The organism is Collinsella aerofaciens (genome assembly GCF_015560135.1).
Lineage (GTDB): Bacteria > Actinomycetota > Coriobacteriia > Coriobacteriales > Coriobacteriaceae > Collinsella > Collinsella aerofaciens_AN.
In genome coordinates, this window is the sequence record NZ_JADMRH010000004.1 from 115,739 (window position 1) to 140,936 (window position 25,198).

Annotated in this window: 17 protein-coding genes and 3 tRNA genes; 18 read left to right on the forward strand and 2 right to left on the reverse strand. The window is 59.1% G+C overall.

What is annotated here, in order from left to right; translation table 11 throughout:
* From I2H19_RS03230 to I2H19_RS03245, 4 genes are all read left to right on the forward strand, one after another.
* Positions 1-77, forward strand: a tRNA-Arg gene (locus I2H19_RS03230).
* A 183-nt stretch (positions 78-260) separates the two neighbouring features.
* A tRNA-Arg gene (locus I2H19_RS03235) sits at positions 261-337 on the forward strand.
* 543 nt (positions 338-880) lie between these two features.
* The gene (locus I2H19_RS03240; protein ID WP_195621215.1) at positions 881-3,322 is read left to right on the forward strand and encodes a tetratricopeptide repeat protein; all 2,442 of its coding nucleotides are present in this window, start codon (positions 881-883) and stop codon (positions 3,320-3,322) included.
* A gap of 92 nt (positions 3,323-3,414) precedes the next feature.
* Positions 3,415-3,505, forward strand: a tRNA-Ser gene (locus I2H19_RS03245).
* A 133-nt stretch (positions 3,506-3,638) separates the two neighbouring features.
* Here I2H19_RS03245 and I2H19_RS03250 read toward each other — a convergent pair.
* Entirely contained in the window at positions 3,639-4,979 is a 1,341-nt protein-coding gene (locus I2H19_RS03250; protein WP_161115704.1) for a D-alanyl-D-alanine carboxypeptidase family protein, read from the reverse strand.
* A 197-nt stretch (positions 4,980-5,176) separates the two neighbouring features.
* Between I2H19_RS03250 and I2H19_RS03255 the strand changes: the two genes are divergently transcribed.
* The 10 genes from I2H19_RS03255 to htpG all read left to right on the forward strand — a co-directional run bounded on the left by I2H19_RS03255 (position 5,177) and on the right by htpG (position 15,364).
* On the forward strand, positions 5,177-5,872 hold the full coding sequence (locus tag I2H19_RS03255) for a response regulator transcription factor (protein ID WP_117786109.1): 696 nt from the start codon (positions 5,177-5,179) through the stop codon (positions 5,870-5,872).
* Positions 5,873-5,898: 26 nt separating this feature from the next.
* Positions 5,899-7,137, forward strand: a complete 1,239-nt coding sequence (locus I2H19_RS03260) for a sensor histidine kinase (RefSeq protein ID WP_195621217.1) — start codon at positions 5,899-5,901, stop codon at positions 7,135-7,137.
* Positions 7,138-7,240: 103 nt separating this feature from the next.
* The gene (gene pstB, locus I2H19_RS03265) at positions 7,241-8,116 is read left to right on the forward strand and encodes a phosphate ABC transporter ATP-binding protein PstB (RefSeq protein WP_192923895.1); all 876 of its coding nucleotides are present in this window, start codon (positions 7,241-7,243) and stop codon (positions 8,114-8,116) included.
* Positions 8,117-8,180: 64 nt separating this feature from the next.
* Complete coding sequence (locus tag I2H19_RS03270; RefSeq protein ID WP_117786111.1) at positions 8,181-8,909, forward strand: response regulator transcription factor; 729 nt, start codon at positions 8,181-8,183, stop codon at positions 8,907-8,909.
* A gap of 3 nt (positions 8,910-8,912) precedes the next feature.
* Positions 8,913-10,337: a sensor histidine kinase gene (locus I2H19_RS03275; protein WP_117786112.1), complete on the forward strand. Its 1,425-nt coding sequence runs from the start codon at positions 8,913-8,915 to the stop codon at positions 10,335-10,337.
* Positions 10,338-10,532: 195 nt separating this feature from the next.
* Positions 10,533-11,189, forward strand: a complete 657-nt coding sequence (locus I2H19_RS03280; protein WP_117786113.1) for a YveK family protein — start codon at positions 10,533-10,535, stop codon at positions 11,187-11,189.
* Between the two features lie 2 nt (positions 11,190-11,191).
* Entirely contained in the window at positions 11,192-11,929 is a 738-nt protein-coding gene (locus I2H19_RS03285; RefSeq protein WP_055309657.1) for a CpsD/CapB family tyrosine-protein kinase, read from the forward strand.
* A gap of 17 nt (positions 11,930-11,946) precedes the next feature.
* On the forward strand, positions 11,947-12,597 hold the full coding sequence (locus tag I2H19_RS03290) for a tyrosine-protein phosphatase (protein WP_022094060.1): 651 nt from the start codon (positions 11,947-11,949) through the stop codon (positions 12,595-12,597).
* A gap of 39 nt (positions 12,598-12,636) precedes the next feature.
* Complete coding sequence (locus tag I2H19_RS03295; protein WP_117786114.1) at positions 12,637-13,137, forward strand: GNAT family N-acetyltransferase; 501 nt, start codon at positions 12,637-12,639, stop codon at positions 13,135-13,137.
* Between the two features lie 202 nt (positions 13,138-13,339).
* The gene (gene htpG / locus I2H19_RS03300) at positions 13,340-15,364 is read left to right on the forward strand and encodes a molecular chaperone HtpG (protein WP_195621218.1); all 2,025 of its coding nucleotides are present in this window, start codon (positions 13,340-13,342) and stop codon (positions 15,362-15,364) included.
* A gap of 457 nt (positions 15,365-15,821) precedes the next feature.
* Here the strand turns inward: htpG and I2H19_RS03305 are convergent, their stop codons facing one another.
* Positions 15,822-16,943 carry an IS110 family RNA-guided transposase gene (locus I2H19_RS03305; RefSeq protein WP_195621219.1) on the reverse strand — a complete coding sequence of 374 codons (1,122 nt, stop codon included), beginning with the start codon at positions 16,941-16,943 and terminating at the stop codon, positions 15,822-15,824.
* Between the two features lie 480 nt (positions 16,944-17,423).
* Here I2H19_RS03305 and I2H19_RS03310 point away from each other — a divergent pair, with 480 nt between their 5' ends.
* The 4 genes from I2H19_RS03310 (at position 17,424) to I2H19_RS03325 (ending at position 25,110) form a co-directional block, all read left to right on the forward strand.
* A complete protein-coding gene (locus I2H19_RS03310) occupies positions 17,424-20,189 on the forward strand; it encodes a YhgE/Pip domain-containing protein (protein ID WP_271745493.1) in 2,766 nt (921 codons plus the stop codon).
* Positions 20,190-22,379, forward strand: coding sequence for a YhgE/Pip domain-containing protein (locus I2H19_RS03315; RefSeq protein ID WP_195621221.1), 2,190 nt, complete (start codon positions 20,190-20,192; stop codon positions 22,377-22,379).
* Positions 22,380-22,712: 333 nt separating this feature from the next.
* Complete coding sequence (locus tag I2H19_RS03320) at positions 22,713-23,696, forward strand: DMT family transporter (protein ID WP_195621223.1); 984 nt, start codon at positions 22,713-22,715, stop codon at positions 23,694-23,696.
* A gap of 115 nt (positions 23,697-23,811) precedes the next feature.
* Positions 23,812-25,110, forward strand: coding sequence for a M20 family metallopeptidase (locus tag I2H19_RS03325; protein ID WP_195621225.1), 1,299 nt, complete (start codon positions 23,812-23,814; stop codon positions 25,108-25,110).
* The last annotated feature ends 88 nt before the right edge of the window (positions 25,111-25,198 follow it).

Genomic DNA, 25,198 nt, shown 5'->3' on the forward strand with positions numbered 1-25,198 from the left:
GCGGCGTTACCTCAGCTGGATAGAGGGTCTGACTACGAATCAGAACGTCATAGGTTCGAATCCTATACGCCGCACCAATTGAATTTGAAGCCTCCGGCAACGGGGGCTTTTGTTTTATCTAACCTGAGCCTGTGGGTCTCGAACGAGATTGCCCAATCTTTTAGACATTGCTTTCTAAATGAGTAAAAATCCAATTTGATAACTTTTTTCGAAAAAAGCTTGACCATTATTCAGTTCCTGTGCATAATAATCAACAAGTCGCGGCGTTACCTCAGCTGGATAGAGGGTCTGACTACGAATCAGAACGTCATAGGTTCGAATCCTATACGCCGCACCAATTGAGATTAAAGCCTCCGGCAACGGGGGCTTTTCTTTTACGTAAACACCGCATGGATTCGAACCTCGGTCGAGGCGCGGGCGTAAGGAAAACGCGGAGCGTTTTTAGCCCGCGGGCGAGGACGCCGGCAGGCGGCCGAAGCCGGTGCGGATCCGCGAAGCGGATGCGCGGAATCCTATACGCCGCACCAATTGAGATTAAAGCCTCCGGCAACGGGGGCTTTTCTTTTACGTAAACACCGCATGGATTCGAACCTCGGTCGAGGCGCGGGCGTAAGGAAAACGCGGAGCGTTTTTAGCCCGCGGGCGAGGACGCCGGCAGGCGGCCGAAGCCGGTGCGGATCCGCGAAGCGGATGCGCGGAATCCTATACGCCGCACCATTTGAGATTAAAGCTCCCGGCAACGGGGGCTTTTCTTTTACGCCAGCTTGAGTGCTTTCGTCCAAAGGGACGATTTCCTGTCGACTCGTGTAAGATTCCGAGTAGATGTCGCGACTTATTCGCGACCACTCCTTCTTCAAACGACCGATCAGGGTGATATTTCGTGGCAGAGCGTCCGACATACAAGCTCAGGTTTCTCGATCCCAAAAAGCGCTTTCCGGCCATGCCCGAGCAGCCTGCGGGACGCTCGTATGGCGTGGTTTGGAAGCTCTTTGGCGAGGACCCGCATGAATCATGCTATGTCGTCGAATTCGTCGGCAAAAGCCATGTGTCGCTTTTGGGCTACGTGTGCGTTTCGGGTGAGGTCTATAAGGTGGACCGTCCCGTTAACGAGGAATCGCTGCCCGACGATCCCGACATGCAACTGATTCTTGACGAGTCTGATTCCACCATCGGTGAGATTGCGGTCAGGGGTACCGATGGGACGATGCACTCCCGGGCGCGAGTCATCGGCTCTCCCGAAGGCACCATGCGCGAACAAACCGATCGCGAGACGTGGAATTCGACGCGCAGCCTTCGCTACGGCGAGTTCATGGCCTCGATGTTCTTGCGTTACGTGATATTCGCCGATTCTGAAAACACTGTCTCGGGCATGGCAGATGCCGACGGCCTCGACGAGGGCATGAAAAATGCTGTCGACAAGATCAAACTTGTAAAACTCCCCGAGCCGGTTGAGGTACTGCTGGGTTTTGATTCCACGCCGCTGCCCGATGCAATCGAAACGTTGCTCTATCGCATTGACCATACAGATAATCCAAGTGGCATTGAGCGCTATGCCGCCGCTTTGATGGGCGAAGTTAATCTGCCTCGCCTGCGCACCATCGCGGCCAAAACCGAAATGAGCCTGGCGCGCATCGATCGCTCGAGGCTCTTCTATCTCAATTTTGACCGTAGCCTGCTGGACCAGGACGAGATCGATACCCTGCTTGCCGTCGAGTGCCGCCTGAACCGCCTATCGGGCATCCTTGAGCGTATTGGGGCAGGGTTGGGCCCCGTTGCCTCGTCGCCAAGCTTTGAGGGCTGCTCGCTCTTTGACCTATGGCATATCAGCAAGACGACAAACGACGTTCCTCGCCTGCTCGAAACGCTGTCGAATGACAACCCATGGGCCAAGCCGGGGACGGTTGCGTGCCAGCCGGGTGGCGAGTGGGACGTTCGCACCCGTTTTGCACGTATCGTAGAAGCGCTCAACGTGGTTACGCGGCTCGACTACACCTATCGAGCTAACGTCGCCGAGGGCATCATGCTGGTGCGATTTGGCCGCACGGTTGTCGATGCTATGCCGCAGCGCGAATACGATGCTCAAGATGACGCCTGGCGCGAGGTGGATGAGCCTAAGCGCGCGGCATGGGCCACTGAGCACGATGTGCGTGTTGCGCTTACACTCGCGGCGGCTTGCTTTGCTTCGGGTGCTCGCATCACGCGCTGCTACGTGCAGATTGCGGCTCCCGACGGCGAGCAGGGCGAGCGCGTTGTCGAAACGTATTCCTTTGGCCGTGCGGCCTATCTGGCCGATTGCGTTTCTGTCGCCAAGGATCTTGAGAGCATGGATATGGACGACATGCCCTGCAAGTGCTTGCTCGAGGCATATGAGGCGGATGCGCCGGACATGATTGAGCCTGCAGAGGTTCACGCCCGACCACGTGATGACCATCGCACGCTGCCGCCGGCGCTGCGCGATTTGCTGCTTGCCGATACGGCTGACGAGTTGGAGGTCATGGAAGAGGACGACGACCCATACGTGGCCCGTGTTGTTGAATTGCGCGAGCAGGCAAAAGTCGACCGTACAGGTGCTTTTGAAGGCTTTTCCCGTCTTGTTGAGGAGTTGGAGGCTAAGTGCGCCGTTGCCGAGCTTTTGGCGACAGGTCCGGTTCAAACGCAGTTTTGCGATAACCAGCTGGTGCGCATGGTGCTACCGGTGTTGGAAGAAGACCGCTCTGTGCGAATCCTTCGTGCGCCCGATGCGCTGTACTTTGCCCAGCACGAGATCTGCAGCTTTTACGTCGAGCAAGAGGACTTTGAACGAGCGCTGCCCGAGGTGCGCCATCTTTACGATCTGGCGCGCTCGTCCATGCAATCGCACTTTGCGCTCATCAACGTTCTTGCGCGTCTGGAGCGCTTTGACGAGATTATCGAGGTGGCGCGCCACGGCCTACGTATTGCCAGCGATCGCTCTGCAATCGGCTACCTGTTCTATCGCCTGGCGTTTGCCTATTGGAATTGCGATCAGCTCGACCTGGCGCTGGCTTGTTACCGTCTCGTGCCGCGCGGCGAGGAGTCGGGCAGCAGCGCGCTGGAAGAAATGCAGGGCCTTATGAACGAGATGGGCGTCAGCGAGCCTCCGACGTTCGAGGAGGCGGTCGAGACCATCCGCAAGGCTGGACTTGAGCTGCCGCCAGTGTCCGCCGTGACGAATCAGCTGGCAGATGCCGCTGTGCAACTGGTCGACAACGGCTTCTTTTTCCTGGCGCGCGGTTGCATCTTCCAAATGTGGCGTACCATGGGTAACGACGAGCTCGGCTCCCTCAACCGCTCGCTGGGGTAGGCGAAGCTTCCAAGGAGGAAAGGATGCTAGGCAATTAGAAAATTTCCTCTTGCCCATCCTTGGCTGTTTGGTTACTATAGAACGGCTGTTACGGAGAGCTGACCGAGAGGCCGAAGGTGCTCGCCTGCTAAGCGAGTATGCCCCAAAAGGGCATCTGGGGTTCGAATCCCCAGCTCTCCGCCAGTACGAATTTGAAGAAGGGTCCCATTTGGGGCCCTTTTTTTATTATCGAGAAAGGGCGCTGGGGATTCGAACCCTCAAAAATGAGGCGCCCCGTTGGACGCCTCATTTGGTTCGATGTGATATCGCTCCGGCCCTACGCCTTGGGCGCCTTGGCTACGGTCTCGCTCTCGGCTGTGAGCGGGCGGTTGTCGATGCGGCGGCCCAAGCGATCGAGCTTCACGAGCAGCCATTCAATGGGATTCGGCCCTGCGCCTTCCTCGTCGGCAACCAGGTCCATGACGGCGATCTTGGTGCCGTCCTGCTTGAGTGTAACGCTGCCCACCTTGTCGCCCACATGCACCGTGCCCGAAAGATCGTCGTAGCTAACCTTTTCGGTCACCTCGCCGGCAAGAGAAAACACGGTCGCTTGCGCCGTGGGATCGGCGAGCGTGGCGTCGATTGTCTTATCCGTCCAGTCGGTTTGACTAATGCGCGCCATAAGCGGGTTGCCGTTGGCGGTCTTTTCTTGCGTGTTGGCGATTGCGACCGTCACCTTGTGACCGTAGTACCAGTTGGCAAGGGTGGCGGTATCGGTAAAGCGCTGGTCGGTGGTGGTGGAGTTCAAAATAACGGTGTAGATCTCGTCGCCGTCGCGGTTGTAGGCGCTCGTAAAGCAATAGCCCGCGTCGTCGGTGGTGCCGGTCTTGCCGCCGATGTTGCCATCTTGGCCCAGCAAATAGTTATGCGTGTCCATGGAATGCGAATGGTCGGTGCCGTCGGCGCCCGTGACCTCGATCCAGGAATCCTCGCTCGCTACGACCTCGCGGATCGTGTCGTTTTTCATGGCCTCCTGCATCATCAGCGCTACGTCGTGTGCGGTTGAGTGCATATTGCCAGCCCACTCATCAAAGTCCAGACCATGCGGGTTTTCAAAAAGCGTACCGGTACAGCCGAGCTTCTTAGCGCGCTCGTTCATGGCCTTCACAAAGGTGGCCTCGGCGTCTTTGGTCTTGGGGTCGATCTTCTTGCCCACATATTCGGCGAGCACGATGGCGGCGTCGTTGCCCGAGGGAATCATCAGACCGCGTAGTGCCTGCTCCACGGTAAGCTCGTCGCCTTCGAGCAAGCCGGCGGTCGAATTACCCACGGTGGCTGCGGCGTTGCTCACCGTGACCTTCTCGTCCATCTTGCAATTCTCGACGGTTAGGATTGCGGTCATGACCTTGGTGATCGAGGCGATTTTGACCTGCTCATCGGCGCCGCGCCCATAGTAGACGGTACCGTCTTTGCCCATGACGAGGGCATTGGTCGCATCGATATCGGGCAGGTTTTCGGCCGTGATGCCGCGCGCATCGGCGGTTTTGCCGCAAACATTGTCGGTCGTGAGCACTTGGGCGCCGGCGACGGTGGGCGCGCCAGCGGCAAGGGCGATAGCGCAGACAAAGCCGGCGGCAAGCTGGGCTGAGCGCTTTGCAAAAGAGGTGAGGGACTTCACAGATTTCGCTTTCGACGGGATGGTCTCTTCTGAAACTAGAGTATATCGTTTGCCGGCGTCGGCGATCATCGCGTGCGTGCGTGGCCCACATCCGCGTTCGAACGGGCACAAGGGTGCTTAAGACCGACTTAATCACCCACGCTTGTTGTGTGTGGCGTGCGTCGCCTCAGGCATAATGGAGCGCGAGAGGAGCACGCATGAACGAGCGCATACTGGTAGTTGATGACGAAAAGGCCATCGCCGACTTGGTTGGCATCTACCTTACAAAAGAGGGCTTTGATGTCCAGATTGCCTATAGCGGGGCCGATGCTGCCAAGGCGATTTTGGAGCAGGAGTTCGATTTGGCGCTGCTAGATGTCATGCTGCCCGATATCGATGGGTTTGAGCTGCTGCGTACGATCCGTTCCAGCCATACCTATCCCGTGATCATGCTGACGGCGCGCGATGCCCAGCAAGACAAGATCGGGGGCCTTTCGCTTGGCGCGGACGATTACGTGGTTAAGCCGTTCCGTCCGCTGGAGCTCATCGCGCGCGTGCACGCTCAGCTTCGCCGCTACACCAGCTACGGTAGCCGTGCACAGGCGGCCGAGTCGCCGACCATTCAGCTCGACGGCTTGGAGATCAACCGCGACGCTCGTTCCGTGACGGTGGACGGTGCACCGGTACGCCTCACACCCACCGAGTATTCAATCTTGCTGTATCTGGTCGAGCATCGCGGCAGCGTGGTGGCCGTGGAGGACCTGTTCCGCGCGGTGTGGAGCGAGGATTTTATGCCCGGCTCCAACAATACGGTGATGGTGCATATTCGCCACTTGCGTGAAAAGATCGGCGACGACGCACAAAAGCCACGCTTTATCAAAAACGTCTGGGGCGTCGGCTACATCATCGAATAACGCTTTTCGCTTGTGAGGATCTTGATATGACAAAAGACGATAGGCAAGCGTTCGAGGTGCCCGATCGGCTCTTTGAATACGTGAGGTCGGTCGTCGACAACCGCGCGCTTGCAACGGTGCTGCTCTTTTTGCTGAGCCTGCTGCTGATTGGCATCGACAACATCGTCGGAATCTTGGCGGTGCTGCTTGTCGGCTTTTTGCTGATCGATCGATTTGAGATCGTGTGCCGCTGCGTGGTGATTGGCGGCGCCGCGTGGGCCATGACGTTGGCGATTGGCGCCATGGCGCTCGGCGGCATCGAAGGGCCGGTGCTGTTCGATGCCGGCTTTGTATTCAACATGCTTGGCTTTGTGCTGGCGCTTGCCGCGTGCGTGCTGTTCTTGTGTGGCCGCGCCCTGTACTACCAGGGCTACGAGCAGGGCGAGCAGCATGCCGATTGTGTGCTGGCCGCTCGTATTCAAGATCGCCTGATCGATCACCCCGACACCTGGGATAACATCGACGGCGACTTCTTGGAGGTCGAGGGCGCCCTTAACCGCGTGCGTGACCGTGAGCGCAAGGTGCAGCAAGCTCTGCGTGACGAGTCGCATCGCAAGGACGATTTGGTCACGTACTTGGCACATGACCTACGCACCCCGCTTGCCAGTGTGGTGGGCTATCTTTCGCTGCTGCAAGAGGCTCCTGAGCTGCCGGTTGAGCAACGTGCGCACTTTACGGGCGTGGCTCTCGACAAGGCGCACCGGCTCGATGCACTCATCGAAGAGTTCTTCGATATCACACGCTTTGACTTCCACGATATCGTGCTCACGCGCGGCTATGTTGATCTGGGGTTGCTGCTGGCTCAGGTGGCTGACGAGTTCTATCCCATCCTCAACGAGCAGCATAAGGAAGCCCAAGTTGATATCCACGAGGACCTGACGGTGCTCGTGGATGGCGACAAGATGGCTCGCGTGTTCAACAACATCATGAAAAACGCCGTCGCCTATAGCTATGAGGGCTCGACTATCACGATTGAGGCCGGGCGCCAAGACGATGGCGGCGTGCGCGTTCGCTTTATCAATCAGGGCGATCCTATCCCTGCGGCTAAGCTCAAGGTGATCTTTGAGAAGTTCTATCGCCTGGATGCGGCGCGTGCGACCAATCGCGGTGGTGCCGGTCTGGGCCTTGCTATTGCCAAGGAGATCATCGCGGCACACGGCGGTACCGTTGCATGTGAATCGACGCCCGAACACACGATATTCACCATCGAGCTGCCCGCCGCATAGCCAGCGTGCCCTTACAAACACTTGACAATGCGCTCACGTGCATATGAGCCGCGATTTCTACTATCGATACTGCTGAATTGATATCGATGTGGAGGTATGCGGTATGACGGCTGCTGCGGCTGTGGAGCCCACGGAGCTTGAAGAACTCATGGAAGCGCAGGCCGAGGCCGCGCACGAGCGCGAGGTTGGGGATGCGACTCGCCCCACGGCAGAGGATCTTGCCGCCTCGCCGACGCGCATCGACGTCGAGGGCCTCGACCTGTTCTATGGCGACCATCATGCGCTCAAGGACGTGAATATCAAGATCCGCGACAAGCAGATCACCTCATTTATCGGGCCTTCGGGCTGCGGAAAGTCTACGTTGCTGCGCTGCTTTAACCGCATGAACGACGGCATCAAGGATTGCCGTATCGAGGGCAAGATTGCGCTCGATGGTCAAGATATCCTGGGCGATTACGACATCTGCCGTTTGCGCCAGCGCGTGGGCATGGTGTTCCAGCGCCCCAACCCGTTTCCCATGAGCATCTACGACAACGTCGCCTATGGGCCGCGCGGTATGGGTGTGCGCGACCGCGTCGTGCTCGACGAGCTGGTCGAGGACTCCCTTCGTCGCGCTGCGCTATGGGATGAGGTCAAGGACAAGCTCAAAGAGTCGGGTCTGGGTCTTTCGGGCGGCCAGCAGCAGCGTCTGTGCATCGCCCGCGCGCTGGCCGTGCAGCCCGACATTCTGCTGATGGACGAGCCGACCTCGGCACTCGACCCTGTGTCGACGCTCGTGGTGGAGCAGCTGGCCTGTGAGCTCAAAGAGACCTGCACGCTCGTGGTCGTTACGCACAATATGCAGCAGGCGGCGCGTATCTCCGATTCGGTCGCATTCTTTTTGCTGGGTGAGCTGGTGGAGCACGCGCCCACCGCGCAACTCTTCAAGAATCCGACCGATCCGCGCACGGCGGATTATTTGACGGGGCGTTTTGGCTGATACCATCTAGTAAAGGTACCTTTAGGGTTAAGATGCGGTCATGCCGGCCGCAAAGGGGTTCAACATGATCTATTACGTCGAGGACGATGACAACATCAGGGATTTGACGGTCTATGCGCTGCGCAAGCAGGGGATTGAGGCCGAAGGCTTTTCGTGCGACGGTGAGTTTAAGGCTGCCGTGGCGCGACGGGTACCCGATGCCGTCCTGCTCGACATCATGCTGCCCGATACCGATGGCTTGGCGATTATGCGTCGACTGCGTGCCGATCGCCTGACGGCGACGGTGCCCATCATGATGCTTACCGCCAAGGATACCGAGCTCGACAAGGTGATGGCGCTCGATGGCGGTGCCGACGATTACCTGACTAAGCCGTTTTCGCTCATGGAGCTTGCGAGCCGCTGCCGCGCACTGCTGCGTCGCGGCGGCATGGTCAAGCAGGCGAGCGATGTGCTCAGCGTGGGCGACATCGTGCTCTCGCCCAGCCATCGCGAGGTGACCGTTGCCGGCGAGCCGCTTAAGCTCACCCTGCGCGAGTTCGACCTGCTCGAGTACCTCATGCGCAAGCCCGGCGTGGTTTTTACCCGCGAGTCGTTGCTGCAGAGCGTGTGGGGCTGGGACTTCGACGGCGGTTCGCGCACCGTTGACGTGCACGTGCAGACGCTTCGCCAAAAACTGGGCGAGCATGCCAGCGCCATCGAGACCGTGCGCGGCGTGGGCTACCGCTTGGCCGAGCCTTCTGCCGGCGATGGTGCCAAAGGCGACGACACCGCGGCCACCGCATCGGAGGAGTAACCCGTGGTCTTCGCCCCCCAGGGAAAACATACGCTGTCGCACCGCGTTTTTGTGACGATCTTTGTCTGCGCCATGGCGGTTATCGTGGCGTTTACGGTGCTGGGTGCGTTCTTTGTGCAAAACACCTTGGCGGATGCCACGAGTGCCAATCTGGCGCAGGAAACCGAGCTCATTGCTGCCGCTCTCGACGAACAGCAGGAGCCCATCCCGTTCTTGCGTAGTCTCGATCGCGAGGACTTGCGCATCACGCTGATTAACAAGGATGGATCGGTTGCCTACGACAACGAGGCGTCGCCTTCCACACTGCCCAACCATGGCGATCGCCCCGAGGTCATCGAGGCCTTTGAGAGTGGTTTGGGTTCCGCGGAGCGCGCAAGCTCTACGCTCGACGAGATTATGCTGTATCGCGCCGTCGCCCTTGATAACGGCCAGGTTGTCCGCTTGGCGCAGGCCCAGCCTGGCGTTGCGGCGATTTTGCTGTCGATGGTGGCGCCGATGCTGCTTATCGCAGCAGCGGGTGCGGTACTCTCGTTTTTTATGGCGCGCCGCGAGTCCCGTGCCATCATCGCGCCGTTGCAAGAGGTGGATTTGGACCACCCACGCCGTAGCTATGAGCACGCCTATGCCGAGATGGTCCCCATGCTTGAGCGTATCGAGTCGCAGCGCCAGGAACTCAAGCGCCAAATGGCGGTGCTAGCGGACAACGACCGTATGCGCCGCGAGTTCACGGCGAATATCACCCATGAGCTCAAGACGCCGCTTACGGCGATTTCGGGCTATGCCGAGCTCATCGCAAACGGCATGGTCGAGGGCGAGGGCGACCTGCGCAACTTTGGCGGTCGCATCTATCGTGAGGCGGGCCGCTTGGCAGCGCTTGTCAACGATATCCTTACGCTGTCTAACTTGGACGAGGCCGAGCGTGCAGCTGAGGGCGAGGCGGTGCCCATTGGGTCCACGGAGCCTATTGAGCTCTCGCGTGCCATCTACGCGGTCGAGCAGCGTCTTGAACAGGTCGCCCGTCAGGCGAATGTGACGATAAGTCATGAGACCAAGCCTGTGGTCATCGAGGGCGTGTCGCGCTTGATTGACGAGCTCATCTATAATCTGGCAAGCAACGCCATCCGCTACAATCGACCCGGCGGTACGGTTACGCTGCAGTGCGGCACCAACGACGAAGGCCATCCGTTCCTTGCGGTCGCCGACACGGGAATCGGTATCGCGCCTGAAGAACAGGGCAAGGTATTTGAGCGGTTCTATCGCGTGGACAAGAGTAGGTCCAAGGCACGCGGCGGAACCGGTCTGGGGCTTGCCATTGTCAAGCATGCGGCCCTGTATCATCACGCCACGCTCGATCTGTCGAGCGAGTTGGGCGTGGGAACCACCATTACGGTGACGTTTCCCATACAGCAGGACGAGCCATTCGCATAGCGATACAACATAGATATTGATGTAGACGCCGCATTTGACTTTCGGGTGCGGCGTTGTTGTGCAATTTTACGATTGCTTCCGACATTTTTACAGGAGAGCCTGTTTCTTATGTATAGAGTTTGGTCTCGGTAAAAAGATGCGATAACATACGGACAGTTTTGTCAATCCGAACTGGGGAAATGAAAGGCAAGCTGCATGACCCTTCTCGAACTGTTCCAGCTGCTGAAGAAGCACCTTCAGCTGGTCATCACCCTTCCGGTGGTCTGCGCGATCGCCATGGGCATCGTGTCCTTCGTTGCGATGGACAACACCTATACCGCGACGACGAGCATGTACATTCTCGCCAAGACCGACGATAGCGGTCAGATGAGCTACAACGATCTCTCGGCGAGTCAGATGCTTTCCAACGATATCGCCACGCTGCTGGATAGCGATAGCGTTAAGAGCGGCGCAGCCAATGAACTGGGCCTCACCGATCTGGATGACTACAAGGTGTCTGTTTCCTCCGAGACCACCACGCGTGTCATTACGCTTTCGGTTACCGGCACCGATGCCAAGGAGACGGCTAAGGTCGCAAAGGCCATAGCTAGCTCGGTGAGTACGGTCGCTCAGAACGTCGGCGCTGCCCAGAGCATCAACGTTATCGACGAGGCTAAGACCCCCGAAGCCCCCAGCGGCCCCAAGCGTATGCTGTACGTTGCTGTCGCGTTCCTCGCGGGCATCTTTATCGCAGTTGCCTATGTCGTTTTGGCAGACATGCTCAACACCCGCATCCGCGGTGCCGAAGAGGCAGAAGAGCTCCTGGGCATTCCCGTTGTTGGCCGAATTCCGGCTATGAAAGGTGGTAAATAGGCATGGCTAAGGCAAAGAACACCGATAAGCTCGTTGTACAGAATGCCGCCAAGACCCTTCTGGCCAACATCCGCTTTGCGAGCGTGGACGACCCCATTCGCACCATCACCGTTACCTCCTCGATTCCCAACGAGGGCAAGTCTACGGTTTCCATTAACCTTGCTCAGGCAATTGCCACGAGTGGCAAGTCCGTGCTCCTGGTTGAGGCCGATATGCGCCGCAGGTCCCTTTCCGATATGCTCGGCGTTCGTTCGCGCGGCGGACTCTATGCGGTTCTTTCCGAGCAGATCTCCATTGACCAGGCAATTGTCGAGACGGGTCAGAAGAACTTCTACTTCCTTGATGCCGAGCCGCATATTCCCAATCCTGCCGACATCATCGTCTCTCACCGCTTTGCCAAGCTGGTAAAGGCACTGTCTGCTAAGTTCCAGTACGTCATCTTCGACGCTCCCCCGGTCGGCACCTTCATCGATGCTGCCGAGATTGCCAGCCTGACCGACGGCACGCTGTTCGTGGTGCGCGAGGACTTCACCAAGCGCGAGGAGGCGCTCAACGCCATCGGTCAGCTTAAGAAGTCCGAGAAGGTCAAGCTCATCGGTACCGTTATGAACTACTGCGAGACCGAGACCAGCGAGTACTACTACTCCTACTACACCAAGGACGGTAAGAAGGTTAAGAAGGGCTCCGACGATCAGGGGACTTCCAAAAAGGGCATCTTCACCAACCGAGCAAACGTTTAGTTGATTAAGGCTGACCTATGCGTGACATTCATTGCCATATCTTGCCGGGTGTAGACGACGGCGCCGCCGATCTCGATGAGAGCTTGGCGATGCTCGAGGCTGCCAAGCGGGCCGGTGTAACCAGAATCGTTTGCACTCCTCACTGCCGTGATCCCTATTTTGATTACGACAAGATGTGGGATGCCTTTGAGCTGCTGCGTGATAACGCTGACGGTTTTCCGCTCCAGATGGGCTTCGAGGTCAACCATCGAAAGCTCGTTGAGCTTGGTATCGATGCCGCGGAGCACTTGCATTTCGATGGGACCAACGAGTTTCTGCTCGAACTTTCGACGCATGCCGATGCGTATGCGTTTAGAGAGTACGAGAACACGATTTACGATTTGCAGTGCCGTGGCTACCAGGTGATCATCGCTCATCCTGAGCGCTATCGTGCGGTTCAAAAGGATGTAAGCGTGGCGGAGCGTCTGGTCGATATGGGCTGCAAGCTGCAGGCTTCGGCGGACTTTATTGCCGGCGGTCGCTTTGGTCGCGAGAAAAAGCCGGCACAGCGCCTGTTCGATCAGAACCTGTACAGCTTCATCGCGAGCGATGCCCATAACGTGGGTCATTACGACTGCCTGGCGAAGGCTCGCGCGAAGTTTAGCGTACGCGGAGCTCATTTTCGCTAAAATCTGTCCCTAACGTTCGCATTGAATGAAAGGGCAGCCATGGATATCCAACTTAAGACGGGATGCTTTGATGACGCGGCGTTGGTGCGCCGCGTCGTTTTTATGGACGAGCAGGGCTACGAGAATGAGTTCGACGCTATCGACGAGGATCCAAACTGCATTCATGTGACGCTCTATGTAGACGGCGAGCTTGCCGGTTGCTCGCGCGTGTTTCCCGAAGAGCTTGAGCGCGTGGCTGACGCAGAGGCCCCGGTGTTGCCGGCATGCGACATGGACGAAGGCGTTGCGGCGGGGGAGACCTACATTATGGGGCGCGTCGCCGTGCTGCCGGCTATGCGTCGTCGCGGACTGGCGAGTGCGATCGTGGAGACCAGTGCTTCGTGTGCACGCGATGCCGGCGCCAAGCTTATTAAGCTGCATGCGCAGGAATACGTGCTGCCGCTCTATGTAAAGGCGGGCTACACGCAAATTGCCCCGGTAGATTACGAAGACGAGGGCCAGCCCCATGTCTGGATGGCCAAGCGCGTAGATGGCAGATAGGGACGTTCCTTTTCTGCCGGCAGCTGGGGACACTCCTTGGCAATTGACGCATTGGAGCGCTCGGACATACAGTTTTTCGATTCCGTATGTATATATGCGCGCTATTGGGTTATAAAATCTAAGTCTGAACATAGCAGGTCTGCGATGCGGCTCGGGCAACCGGGCCGTTTTTGCGGACGGGGGTAGCGCGAAAGGACTGCACATGCGTCAATTTAAGACCGAGAGCAAAAAACTGCTCGACCTCATGATCAACTCCATCTACACCAATAAGGAAATCTTCCTGCGCGAGCTTATCTCTAACGCGAGCGACGCCGTCGACAAGCTCAACTTTAAGAGCCTGCAGGATCCGAGCGTCAAGATCAACCAGGGCGACCTGGCCATTCGCGTCTCCTTTGATAAAGACGCCCGCACCATTACCATCTCGGATAACGGCATTGGCATGACCGCCGAGGAGCTCGAGCGCAATCTGGGCACCATCGCCCATTCCGGCTCCGAGGAGTTTAAGACTGAGAACGCCGAGCAGCAGGGTTCCGATGTCGACATCATCGGTCAGTTTGGCGTGGGCTTCTACTCTGCCTTTATGGTTGCCAGCCACGTAAAGGTTGTCAGCCGCGCCTATGGCGAGGACACCGCCCACGTTTGGGAGTCCGACGGTCTTGAGGGCTACACCATCGAGGATGGCGAGCGTGCTGAGCACGGTACCGATGTCATCCTGACGCTGCGCGAGAACGAGAAGCTCGACGCCGACGGCGAGGCCGAGACCTACGATCGCTTCCTGACCGAGTGGGGCCTCAAGAGCCTGATTCAGCAGTACAGCAACTATGTGCGCTACCCGATTCAGATGATGGTGAGCAAGAGCCGCCAGAAACCCAAGCCCGAGGACGCCGGCGACGACTACAAGCCCGAGTACGAGGACTACCAGGAGCTCGAGACCATCAACTCCATGACGCCGATTTGGAAAAAGCGCAGCTCCGACGTTGAGCAGAAGGATTACAACGAGTTCTACAAGTCCACGTTCCACGACTTTGACGATCCCGCGCGCACTATCAGCTTCCATGCCGAGGGTACGCTTGAGTACGATGCGCTGCTGTTTGTGCCGGGTCGCGCCCCGTTCGATCTGTACAGCAAGGACTACGAGAAGGGCCTGGCGCTCTACAGTTCCAACGTGCTGATTATGGAGAAGTGCGACGACTTGCTGCCCGACTACTACAACTTTGTGCGCGGTGTCGTGGACTCTGCCGACGTGACGCTCAATATTTCGCGTGAGACGCTGCAACAGAACCGTCAGCTCAAGGCCATTGCCAAGCGTGTCGAGAAGAAGATCACTGCCGATCTTGAGGACATGCGCGACAACGACCGCGAGGCCTACGAGAAGTTCTTTGAGAACTTTGGCCGCGGCCTTAAGTACGGCATCTACTCGAGCTATGGCATGAAGGCCGATGAGCTCGCCGACCTGCTACTGTTCTGGTCTGCCAAGGAGCAGAAGATGATTACCCTGGCCGAGTATGCCAAGGGCATGCCCGAGGATCAGAAGGCCATCTACTACGCCGCCGGCGACTCGCGTGAGCGCTTGGCCAAGATGCCCGTGGTAAAGGGCGTGCTCGACCGCGGCTATGACGTGCTGTTGCTGACGCAGGATGTGGATGAGTTTACGTTCCAGGCTATGCGTGAGTACGTTGCCGCCGATATGCCTAAGATCTACGAAGACGACGCCGCCCGCGAGGCTGCCGAGAAGGCCGTTGCCGACGGTGCCGAGCCCGAGGTCGAGGATCGTCACCTGGAGCTCAAGAACGTCGCGACTGGCGATCTTGATCTGGCGACCGAGGACGAGAAGAAGGAGGCCGAGGACGCCACCAAGGAAAACGAGGACCTCTTTAGCGCTATGAAGGAGGCGCTCGGTGACAAGGTCGAGAAAGTTGCCGTCTCCGCGCGCCTGACCGATGCCCCCGCTTGCATCACCACCGAGGGTCCGCTTTCGCTCGAGATGGAGAAGGTGCTTCAGAAGGGTCCTGAGGGCGCGCCCGACGGTATGCCCAAGAGCCAGCGCGTGCTCGAGCTCAACGCCAAACACCCGGTCTTCGCCAAGCTCGTCGCTGCCCAGAAGGCCGGCGACGCCGACAAGATCAAGCAGTACTCCGGCCTGCTCTACGATCAGGCCCTGCTGGTCGAGGGCATCCTCCCTGAGGACCCCGTTGCCTTCGCAGCAGCTGTCTGCGAGCTTATGTAACTAGGGGGTTACGCGGTTCTACCAAACCTATTGGTTCCGCCGTTCTACCGAACGGCGGACCGGTCGACGCTGCGCGGGCCGCATTTGGACAATCTGACGTTCAACTTCAAGGGCGCGACCAGAAGGTCAGCGCCCTTTCGTTTCACGCCACCTTGTCTCAAATGCGGCCCGCTCGCTCATATGACCCAATCCGCTGTCAAGAGCCACAATGGCCCCGCCGGCCGCTTGCAATCGGTCGGCGGGGCCTGCCGTTGAACCCGTCCCGGTCCGCCCCCGGCATGTCGTCGACGCCTTCGGCTCAGTCTCATATCCGCGGATACCGCTCCGGCGGCCCGCAATCCTCTCCTTCGGCGGGGGTTCCCCAAGTCTGTCGACGCGAATGCGGCGACCGCCGCGCGCACAGCGAGAACGGGGGTGTCCCCGAAGGCTGCCCGGCTCGCCGGGACGGGGGCTATGTCTATTCGCCGGCCTCCCGGCACATCGTGCCGAGGGCCCACAGCCACCTCACGAGCTCGGCGGCGGTGGCGGCGTTCGCCTTCGCCTGGGGCATGCCCCTCTCGAGCATCTCCTCGCGTCGCCGGAGCAGGCGCTCGGACCCCTTCCTCCCGTGCATCCTTATCTCGAGGGGGACGCCGGAGCCCTTGGGCATCAGCTTCGGCTGGTGGCCGGCCTGGGCGTAGCGCCAGGACCCCTCGACCGCCAGCCTCCTGACGAGCGCGTTGCCGGCCCCGCTGATTCCGCCGAGTCGCACGGAGTCGGCGCTCGACCTCTGCTTCGGGGCGAGGCCGAAGTAGGCCGTCACCTGCCTGCCGGAGCGGAACCTCGAGAAGTCGCCGACCTCGGACGCGAAGGCGGCGGCGAGCACGAACCCGCACCCCTTGATGGACTGGAGCGCCTCGACCTCGGCCGAGAGGGGGCCCGCCGCGACAGCGGCCCTGTACTCGGCGAGGAGGGCCTCCCTTGCCTCGTCGGCCGCCTCGACCTCGTTCCTCAGCGCCGCCAGCGCCCGGATGCCGCCGTCGTCGGCGGGCCGCACCTTGTCGAGCCACCTGAGGAAGCCGTACGTCCAGTACTTTCGGGGGTTTCCCGCCGGCGTCGTGCCGCCGTAGACGTAGCCCCGGCGGGCGAGGAACGCTAGGAGCCGCTGCTTCGCCGCCGCGAGCCTGGCGGTCGCCGCGTCGTGGGCGGCGGCGAGGTCCCTGAGCCCCTCGATCTCGGGGGACGGCACCCATACCGGGGTGACGTCGTGCGACAGTATCGCCTTGGCCATCCTGGCCGCGTCGTTGCGGTCGTTCTTGGACGAGAGGTCGGCCGCTGACCTCGGGACCTTGGAGACGGCCGCGACGACGCAGTCGACGCCGAGGGCCGACAGCTCCCTCTGCGGCGCGAAGCCGAGGTAGCCGCTCTCGTAGGCGGCGAGCGACGGGCCCGGGAAGCCCGACATCCACTCTGCGACCTCGCCCCACGGGTTGCCGCGGAACCTCCTCGCCACGGCCTCGCCCGTCTCCGCGTCGAGCGCGCAGACGGTGGTGGACCTGAGGTGTACGTCCATTCCGAAGGCGGTAGAATATCTAGGCACGGGAGCTTCCCAACCTCGTTGCGGCGCGGCTGCGCCTCTGGCACTTCAACAACATTGTCGCAGCCCCGACCCGCGGTCACGAGCGGGGGCTCCTGTCGTTTCCGTGCCCTCGGATTGGGTCATAGTGTCTGTCCGTCCTCTACCTGCGGCGTTGCCTTGCTCCGAATGTGGCACTTGGGGACGTCCTTTTTCTGCTGGCAGTTTGGGACATTCCTTGCACCATTAGTCGTTGGGGACGTTCTTGTTTGACTAGTCGTTTAAGAACGTCCCCGATGACTATTCGGATTGCTAATTTGTGCGGGTTGTGGTTTTGTGACCTGCTGAAATTAAAGATACTGTACAACTGTACGTTAACTAATCTTCGTAGTATATTGCTACCCGCAAAACTCAATACCATTGTGCCGCGAGGCACTAAAGCGCCTACGTACAATGGTTGTCGATAGTACGATTCGATTCAACGACAGGATGGATGGTCCAAGCGTGAGTCTCGGCAGCAAACTATCCAACGCGAAGGTCTCCTTTGCGATATTTAAGCGCGACATTAAGCGACTGCTTATGAACCCCGTCGCCCTGGTGGTTACCCTGGGCGTGTGCGTTATTCCCTCGCTGTATGCCTGGTACAACATCGTGGCAAACTGGGATCCGTACGGAAACACCCAGGGCATCAAGATTGCCATCGCCAACAACGATCAAGGCACCCAAAACAACCTGGTGGGCGAGCTCAACGCGGGCGACCAGGTCGTCGATCAGCTCAAGGAGAACGACCAACTGGGCTGGACCTTCGTTGATTCGGCGGCCGATGCCAAGGAAGGCGTCGAGAGCGGCGAGTACTACGCCGCCATCGTCATCCCCAAGAATTTCTCCGACAACCTCGTTTCGATGCTCGACGGCAACTACCATCAGCCCAAGCTTACGTACTACGTTAATGAGAAGAAGAGCGCTATTGCGCCCAAGGTCACCGATACCGGTGCAAACACCATCGAGGAGCAGATCAACTCGGAATTTGTCTCCACCGTGGGCGAGACCGTTGCCAGTATTGCCAAAGATGCCGGCATCGACCTTAAGGACAAGGCAACCCAGACTCAGGATTCGTTGGCAAGTTCGGTGTCCGAGGCATCCGATACCTTGGGCGAGGTGCGCGACTCGATTGGCGACATGAATGACGCCATCGATAAGACGAGTGGCGCTATCGCCTCGGCTGATGCGGCACTTGCCGGCCTGCAGGGTCAGGCGCCGTCACTGACGCAGGCGATCTCTCAGGGCAATGACCTGCTGGGCGAGGCCCGCGCTACGGCGGGCAACTCTATCGCCTCGCTCTCCAAGGCGCTTTCGGAGGGCAGCCTTGCGCTCACCAAGACGTCGGCCTCCGCGAACGCTGCCATCGGCAAGCTGACGGGCACGGTCACATCTACGACTACCCGTATCGACAACTCGCTCGAGTCTCTCCAAGCGACGATCGACCACAATAAGGCCGTTATCGGGCACTTGGAGATTCTCGCTAATGACACGTCGACAGGTTCCAAGGAAATTGACGCACACATTGTATCGACCATCGATTTTCTTCGAGAACAGAATGAAAAGCTTCAGAGCATCAAGGACGGTCTGTCCGCGCAGTCGAGCGCCATGGCGAATGACGCCGCGGCTGTTTCGGGTGCCAGCGACGCTATCAATAACGCAATCCAGACCGGTGCGACCAACTTTGGCCAGGCCCAAACGAACCTGGGCCAAAGCGCGCTGCCGAAGGCCTCAAGCGCGCTCGATTCCTTTGCTGCCGTCTCGGGTGATCTGACGGGAATCGTATCGGGTCTTACGCCCACGATTGCGAGCGCGCGTGGCACGCTGGCCCAACTCAACGCTACGCTCGGTCAGGCCAAGACCACGCTGTCCCAGACCGATGCCTCGCTTGCCAAGGTCCAGGACAAGCTTGCAACCGCCGCCAACGACATCGCGGCGCTGCAGACCTCTGAGTCTATGGGCGAGCTCGCCGACCTTATGGGCGTCGATGTCAATGACGTGGCAGATTTCATGGCCTCTCCGGTCGAGCTGACGTCCAAGTCGATCTATCCGGTCAAGAGCTTTGGCTCGGGTATCGCTCCCTTCTACACCAATCTGGCGCTTTGGGTGGGCGGCTACGTGCTTATCGCCATCTACAAGCTCGAGGTCGACCGCGAAGGCATCGGCAGCTTTACCGCGCGTCAGGGCTACTTTGGCCGCTGGTTGCTACTGGTGATCCTTGGCGCGTTGCAGGCCATCATCGTTACGGTAGGCGATCTGGTGATTGGCGTGCAGTGCATTAACCCGCTGCTGTTCGTGCTGGGCGGCATCGCCATTTCGTTCACCTACGTCAATATCATCTATGCGCTGTCCACCACGTTTAAGCATATCGGCAAGGCTATCGGCGTCATTCTCGTCATCGTGCAGATCCCGGGTTCGTCGGGCATGTACCCCATCGAGATGATGCCCGGCTTCTTCCAGTGGCTGCACCCGCTGCTGCCCTTTACCTACGGCATCAATCTGCTGCGCGAGACGGTCGGCGGTATGTATTCGTTCAACTACCTGTTTAACCTGTGCATTCTGGGCGTGTTCTTGATCGTGGCGCTCTTTATCGGCCTGCAGCTGCGTCCGCTGCTGCTCAACCTTAACCTGCTCTTTGATAAACAGCTTTCCACGACCGGTATGATGATTTGCGAGTCCAACGACCTGCCGCGCCAGCGCTACTCGCTGCGCACGGCCATGCGTGTCATGCTCGATTCCGATTCGTACCGTCGCGAACTGCTCGATCATGCGGTCGCCTTTGAACATCGCTACCCGTACTACATCAAGGGCGGTTTTGCCGCCGTGGTGGGCGTTCAGGTCCTGCTCTTTGTCCTGTCGACGGTTCTCGATATCGACAATAACGGCAAGATCATCCTGCTTGTCATTTGGATCATCTCGGTCATTGCCATCTGCGGCTGGCTTATCAATATCGAATATATCCGCGCGAGCCTCAATACCCAGATGCGCATCTCGGCGCTTTCGGATGAGGACCTGCGTCGCGAGATGCGCGAGCACACGGCCGCCATTCCTGCCGCCCGCTACATGTTTGGCCTCAACGCCAGCGAGCGTGGTGCCAAGGGCGGCGATCAGTCCACGGGCCGCTTGCCGCATATAGGCTCGAACCATAAATCTCAGGACAGCGACAGCACAGCCACAAATGATGGAGATGCCACTCCGCTTGGCAAGCACTCCAAAGGAGGTGAGGCATAAATGAAGAACATCCTGCATCTGTTTAAGCGCGATGTCCAAAATGTGTCTCGCTCCGTAATCGGCTTGGTTGTCGTGATGGGCCTCGTTATCGTACCGTGCCTGTACGCGTGGTTTAACATCGCCGGCAGCTGGGACCCGTACGGCAACACCGGCAATCTTAAGATCGCCGTGGTCAACACCGATGAGGGTTACGAGAGCGATCTGATCCCCGTTGAGGTCAACGTGGGTGAAAACGTGACCGCCACCCTGCGCGGCAACGAGAGCTTCGATTGGGTTGTACTCAACAATCGAGAAAAGGCCATCGAGGGCGTCAAATCGGGCGCATACTATGCGGCTGTCGTTATCCCTAAGACGTTTAGTGCCGATATGATGACGCTCTTTTCGACCGACGTGAAGCATGCCGATATCGAGTTCTACGAGAATCAGAAGGCCAACGCCATTGCCCAGATCGTGACCGAGAAAGGGTCGAGTGCCGTCCAGAGTCAGGTTAACGAGACCTTTACCGAAACCATTACGACCATCGGGCTCAAGACCGTGTCCAGCCTGCTCGATTACATGAGCACCGACCAGGTGAGTAACTTTATCGCCAACCTGTCGTCGACACTCGGCGATTCGGTCGAGGACCTGCGGGATGTTCAGGCCAGCGCAACGTCTCTTGCGGGCATTTTGAGCTCCACGTCCGATTCGCTGACGTCGGCGAGCGGCATGCTCAAGCAGACCGGTGCCGTCGATGAGTCGACAAAGCAGCTCATGGAACATGCCAAAAGCGGCATCGATGATTCCAAAGAAGCGCTTAAGGCGGCAAACGATGCCATCGATGCCGCGATCGATGGAAGTGCGGGTTCGTTCGACAATGTGTCTGCCGAGCTCTCGAAGGCGTTCGATGCCGCGAACCAGCATGTCGACCTTACGGTGTCCCAACTCAACGATGCCGCTGCGGTCCTCAATGCGCGCGCCAAGGATATCGATGCGATGGCTGATCAACTCCGCAGCCTTGCCGACCAGGTGAGCGATGAGAATTTGAAGGACGGTCTCAAGTCTGCCGCGACGTCGCTGGGCAGAATCGCCGTTGAGTACCGCAACAATGCCACGGATCTGGCGGCCACCGCGAAGTCTCTCTCCGATAGCATGGCCGAGGTCAACAACTCGCGTGCCGAGGTCGATCAGGCCATCGCCGATGCCAAGGCCGGCATCGCGGGTGCCAAATCCGATTACGATTCCACGTTCTCGGTTAAGGCCAAGGAGCTCAAGAAGACCGTCTCGGGGGTTCTGGATTCACTGAATGGTATTTCGAGCGATCTGGATAGCGCCGTAGATGGCCTGACCGACGCATCCGGTTCGCTGGCAAAGGGCCTCTCCAAGGCTGCAAAGCTGGTCAACAAGGCTTCCGATCAGCTGGGCGAGGCGTCGGACAAGATCAGTGCGTTTAAGGACGAGCTCGACGGCGCCTTGATGTCGGATGACCTCGCTACGATCAAGACGATGATCGGCAACGACCCCGAGGGCCTGGCCGCGTCGCTTTCCGGCCCCGTCGCGCTCGACCGCAAGCCGGTCTATCCGATTCGCAATTACGGCTCTGCCATGGCGCCGTTTTACACGATTCTGTCGCTCTGGGTCGGTTCGATCGTGCTGGCGGCCATGATGAAGGTGTCGGTTGACGATGAGCTCATCAACGAGCTTATCCCCGTGCGCCTGCACGAGATCTACCTGGGTCGTTACCTGTTCTTTGGCGGTCTGGCACTGCTGCAGGCAACGCTCGTGTGCGCGGGTGACATCCTATTCTTTGGCATCCAGTGCGACAACCCGCTGCAATTTGTGCTGGCGGGCTGGATCGCGAGTCTTGTGTTCTCCAATATCGTCTATACGCTTACGGTTTCGTTTGGCGATATCGGCAAGGCGCTTGCCGTCGTGTTGCTGGTCATGCAGGTCGGCGGTTCGGGCGGTACGTTCCCCATCGAGATGACCGGTCCCGTGTTCCAGGCGATATATCCGTTCCTGCCGTTTACCCACGGCATCAACGCCATGCATGCCGCCATGGCCGGTGCCTACCATATGGAGTACTGGATTGAGCTGGGCATTCTGGCGAGCTATCTGATTCCGTCGCTGGCGCTGGGCGTGGTCTTCCGCCGTCCGGTCATCAAAGCCAACGACTGGATTATCGAAAAGCTGGAATCAACCAAATTAATCTAGTTACGCGGTTTTACCAAACCGCGTAACGGCTCGACGCTGCAAACGCCCCTAAGCGGCAATCTGACGTTCAATTTCAAGGGCGCGACCAGAAGGTCAGCGCCCTTTCATTTCACGTCACCTTGCTCGCTTAGGGTCGTTTTCGCTGACATTGCCGGACCATCGAGGTTCACTTTGCCGACGCTTTAGTGGGCTGGATTGCGATGCAGCGCTGGTTGTTGCTACAGTAGCGGGGCGTGCCGGGGGTCCGGCGCGTCCCGTTTTTATTTGACCATGAGGCGGCACGCGGCCATACGCGTGCGGACACCACGCCCAGTTTGAGTGTGAGGATGTTCCATGGCCCAATACGCTGCCAACGAAATCGAAAACATGCCCGATAGCCCTGTTGCTCGCGAGGACCTGGGTGCGGGCGGCATCTCCCGTGGCGCCGGTGCTCGCTCGCCGCTGTTCTGGAAAGTTCTACTGCTTTCGGTGGCGATTATCTGGGGCTACTCCTTTACCACTATGAAGGACGCGCTCGACACCATCCCGGTGTTCGAACTGCTCTATGTTCGCTTTCTTCCCGCAGCGCTGGTCATGCTTGTTATCTTTCGCAAGCGCATCGCCGCCCACCTTAACGCTCGCAATCTGATTGTCGGTCTGAGCATGGGCGCGCTCATGTGGGCAGCCTATGCCTTGCAGACGGTCGGTCTGGCTCAGACCACGGCGGGTAAGAACGCTTTTTTGACGGGCACCTATTGCATTCTGGTCCCGTTCGCGAGCTATTTCCTAAGCGGCGAAAGGCTCACTCGCTACAACTTGGGAGCCGCATTGCTCTGCCTGGCGGGCATTGGCCTGGTGGCGCTCGATAGCGTCGAGTTCAACATCGGTGACGTCATTACGCTGGCTGGTGCGGTCTTTTTCGCCATCCAGATGGCGGTGACCGCCAAGTACGGTCGCAAAATGGACATCAACGTCATCACGTTTTGGATGTTTGTGGGCAATGGCGTCTTGAGCCTTATCTCGTCGCTGCTATTCGAGACCCAGGCGCCTCTGTCCGTGTGGACGCCGAGCTTTATCGGCGTGATGGCCTTTCTCTCGGTGGGCTGCACGTGCGTGGCGCTGCTCATCCAAAACGTCGGCTTGGCGCACGTCCCGGCCTCGACGGGCTCGCTGCTCCTTTCGATGGAGTCGCCTTCGGGTGTGCTGTTCTCGGTGCTGCTGATGGGGGAGGCGCTCACCTCGCGCCTGCTCGCCGGCTTCGCGCTCATCTTTCTTTCGATTATCTTGAGCGAGACGCATTTCGTTTTTTTGCGTCGAAAGCCGCGTCCGCAATTGTAAACAATTTGTTGCGCCGCCTCCCGGGGCGGCATTTTTTATGCGTCGCCCTTAAAGTAGTACCTTGCACTTTACGCTATCAAAGTGCTTGCTGCAAAAACGTTACTGGAGGGCATCTATGGCACCAGCTCTGTCCGATTTTCAACCGCAACCAGCGCCTCAGGCTACCACAGCGGCGCAGACCGCTATCGGTGACGGCCTTGTCGCAGAAGCTCGGGCTTTTGCAGACGAGCTCGCTGCGTGGCGACACGATCTACACCAGATGCCCGAGCTCGGCAACAATCTTCCGCAGACGTCTGCCTATATCCAGGCACGTCTGGACGAGATGGACATCCCCCATACCACGCTAGTCGACGGTTCCTGCGTCGTTGGCCTGATCGGTGCCGGTGCGGCCGCGGCCGCTCAGGGCAATGGCACGTGCAAGGACGAGCAGGCCGGAACGGTCGTCATGCTCCGAAGCGATATGGATGCCCTGCCCGTTGTCGAGGAATCCGGCGAGCCCTTTGCATCCACCAATGGTTGCATGCATGCTTGCGGTCACGATATGCACGCGACGGCGCTGCTTGGTGCGGCGCGCCTGCTCAAGGCCCGCGAGGCCGAGCTTGTGGAGGCCAACGCCACGGTGAAATTGCTGTTCCAGCCGGGCGAGGAAACCTTTGAGGGCGCTCGCGCTGCCATTGCCGATGGCCTTCTGCAGAACCCGCGTCCCCAGGCGGCTTTCGCCATGCACGTTAACAGCCAATCGCCGCTCGGCCTGGTGCTCTATGGGAGCCCGGCGCTTTCGGGCGTGTACGGTTTCCGCATCACGCTGCAGGGCAAGGGCGGCCATGGCTCGAGCCCCGAGATCTGCATCGACCCCATCACGGCGGGCGTGCATGTGCACCTGGCACTCCAGGAGCTCATCTCCCGCGAGGTGCCGGCGGCCAAGGAGGTCGCACTCACCGTGGGTAAGTTTGCCGGCGGACAGGCGGCAAACGTCATTCCCGACACCTGCGTGCTCGAAGGAACGCTGCGCGGCTTTGACGTCGAGCTCATGGCGCATCTTAAGACCCGCATCGCCGAGGTCGCCAATGGCGTCGCGGCAACGTATCGCACGCCGGCGACCATCGAGACGCTCTCGGACGTTCCGCCGCTGGTGCTCGACGACGATATGACCCAGGCATCGCTGGGCTATGTGGGTGCGACGTTGCCCAAGGCAGCTTTCCTGCCGTTGTTCCACGCCATGGCGAGTGAGGACTTTGCGCTTATCTCGAGCGAGATTCCGAGCGCGTACTTTGCCGTGGGTGCCGCTGTGACCGATACGGATGAGCATTTTGCCCAGCACCATCCCAAGGCGCGCTTTAGCGATGCCGAGCTGCCGCTCGGTGCCGCGGCCTATACCGCCGTCGCTTTGGGCTACATCGCCGACCACCGGTAGCACCCAACCTTGCCTTTCAAGCCTGCGGGCATGGCCATAAGGCCTATGCCCTTGTCTTTCAAGGCAATCTTGGGCATTACCGGCGCCC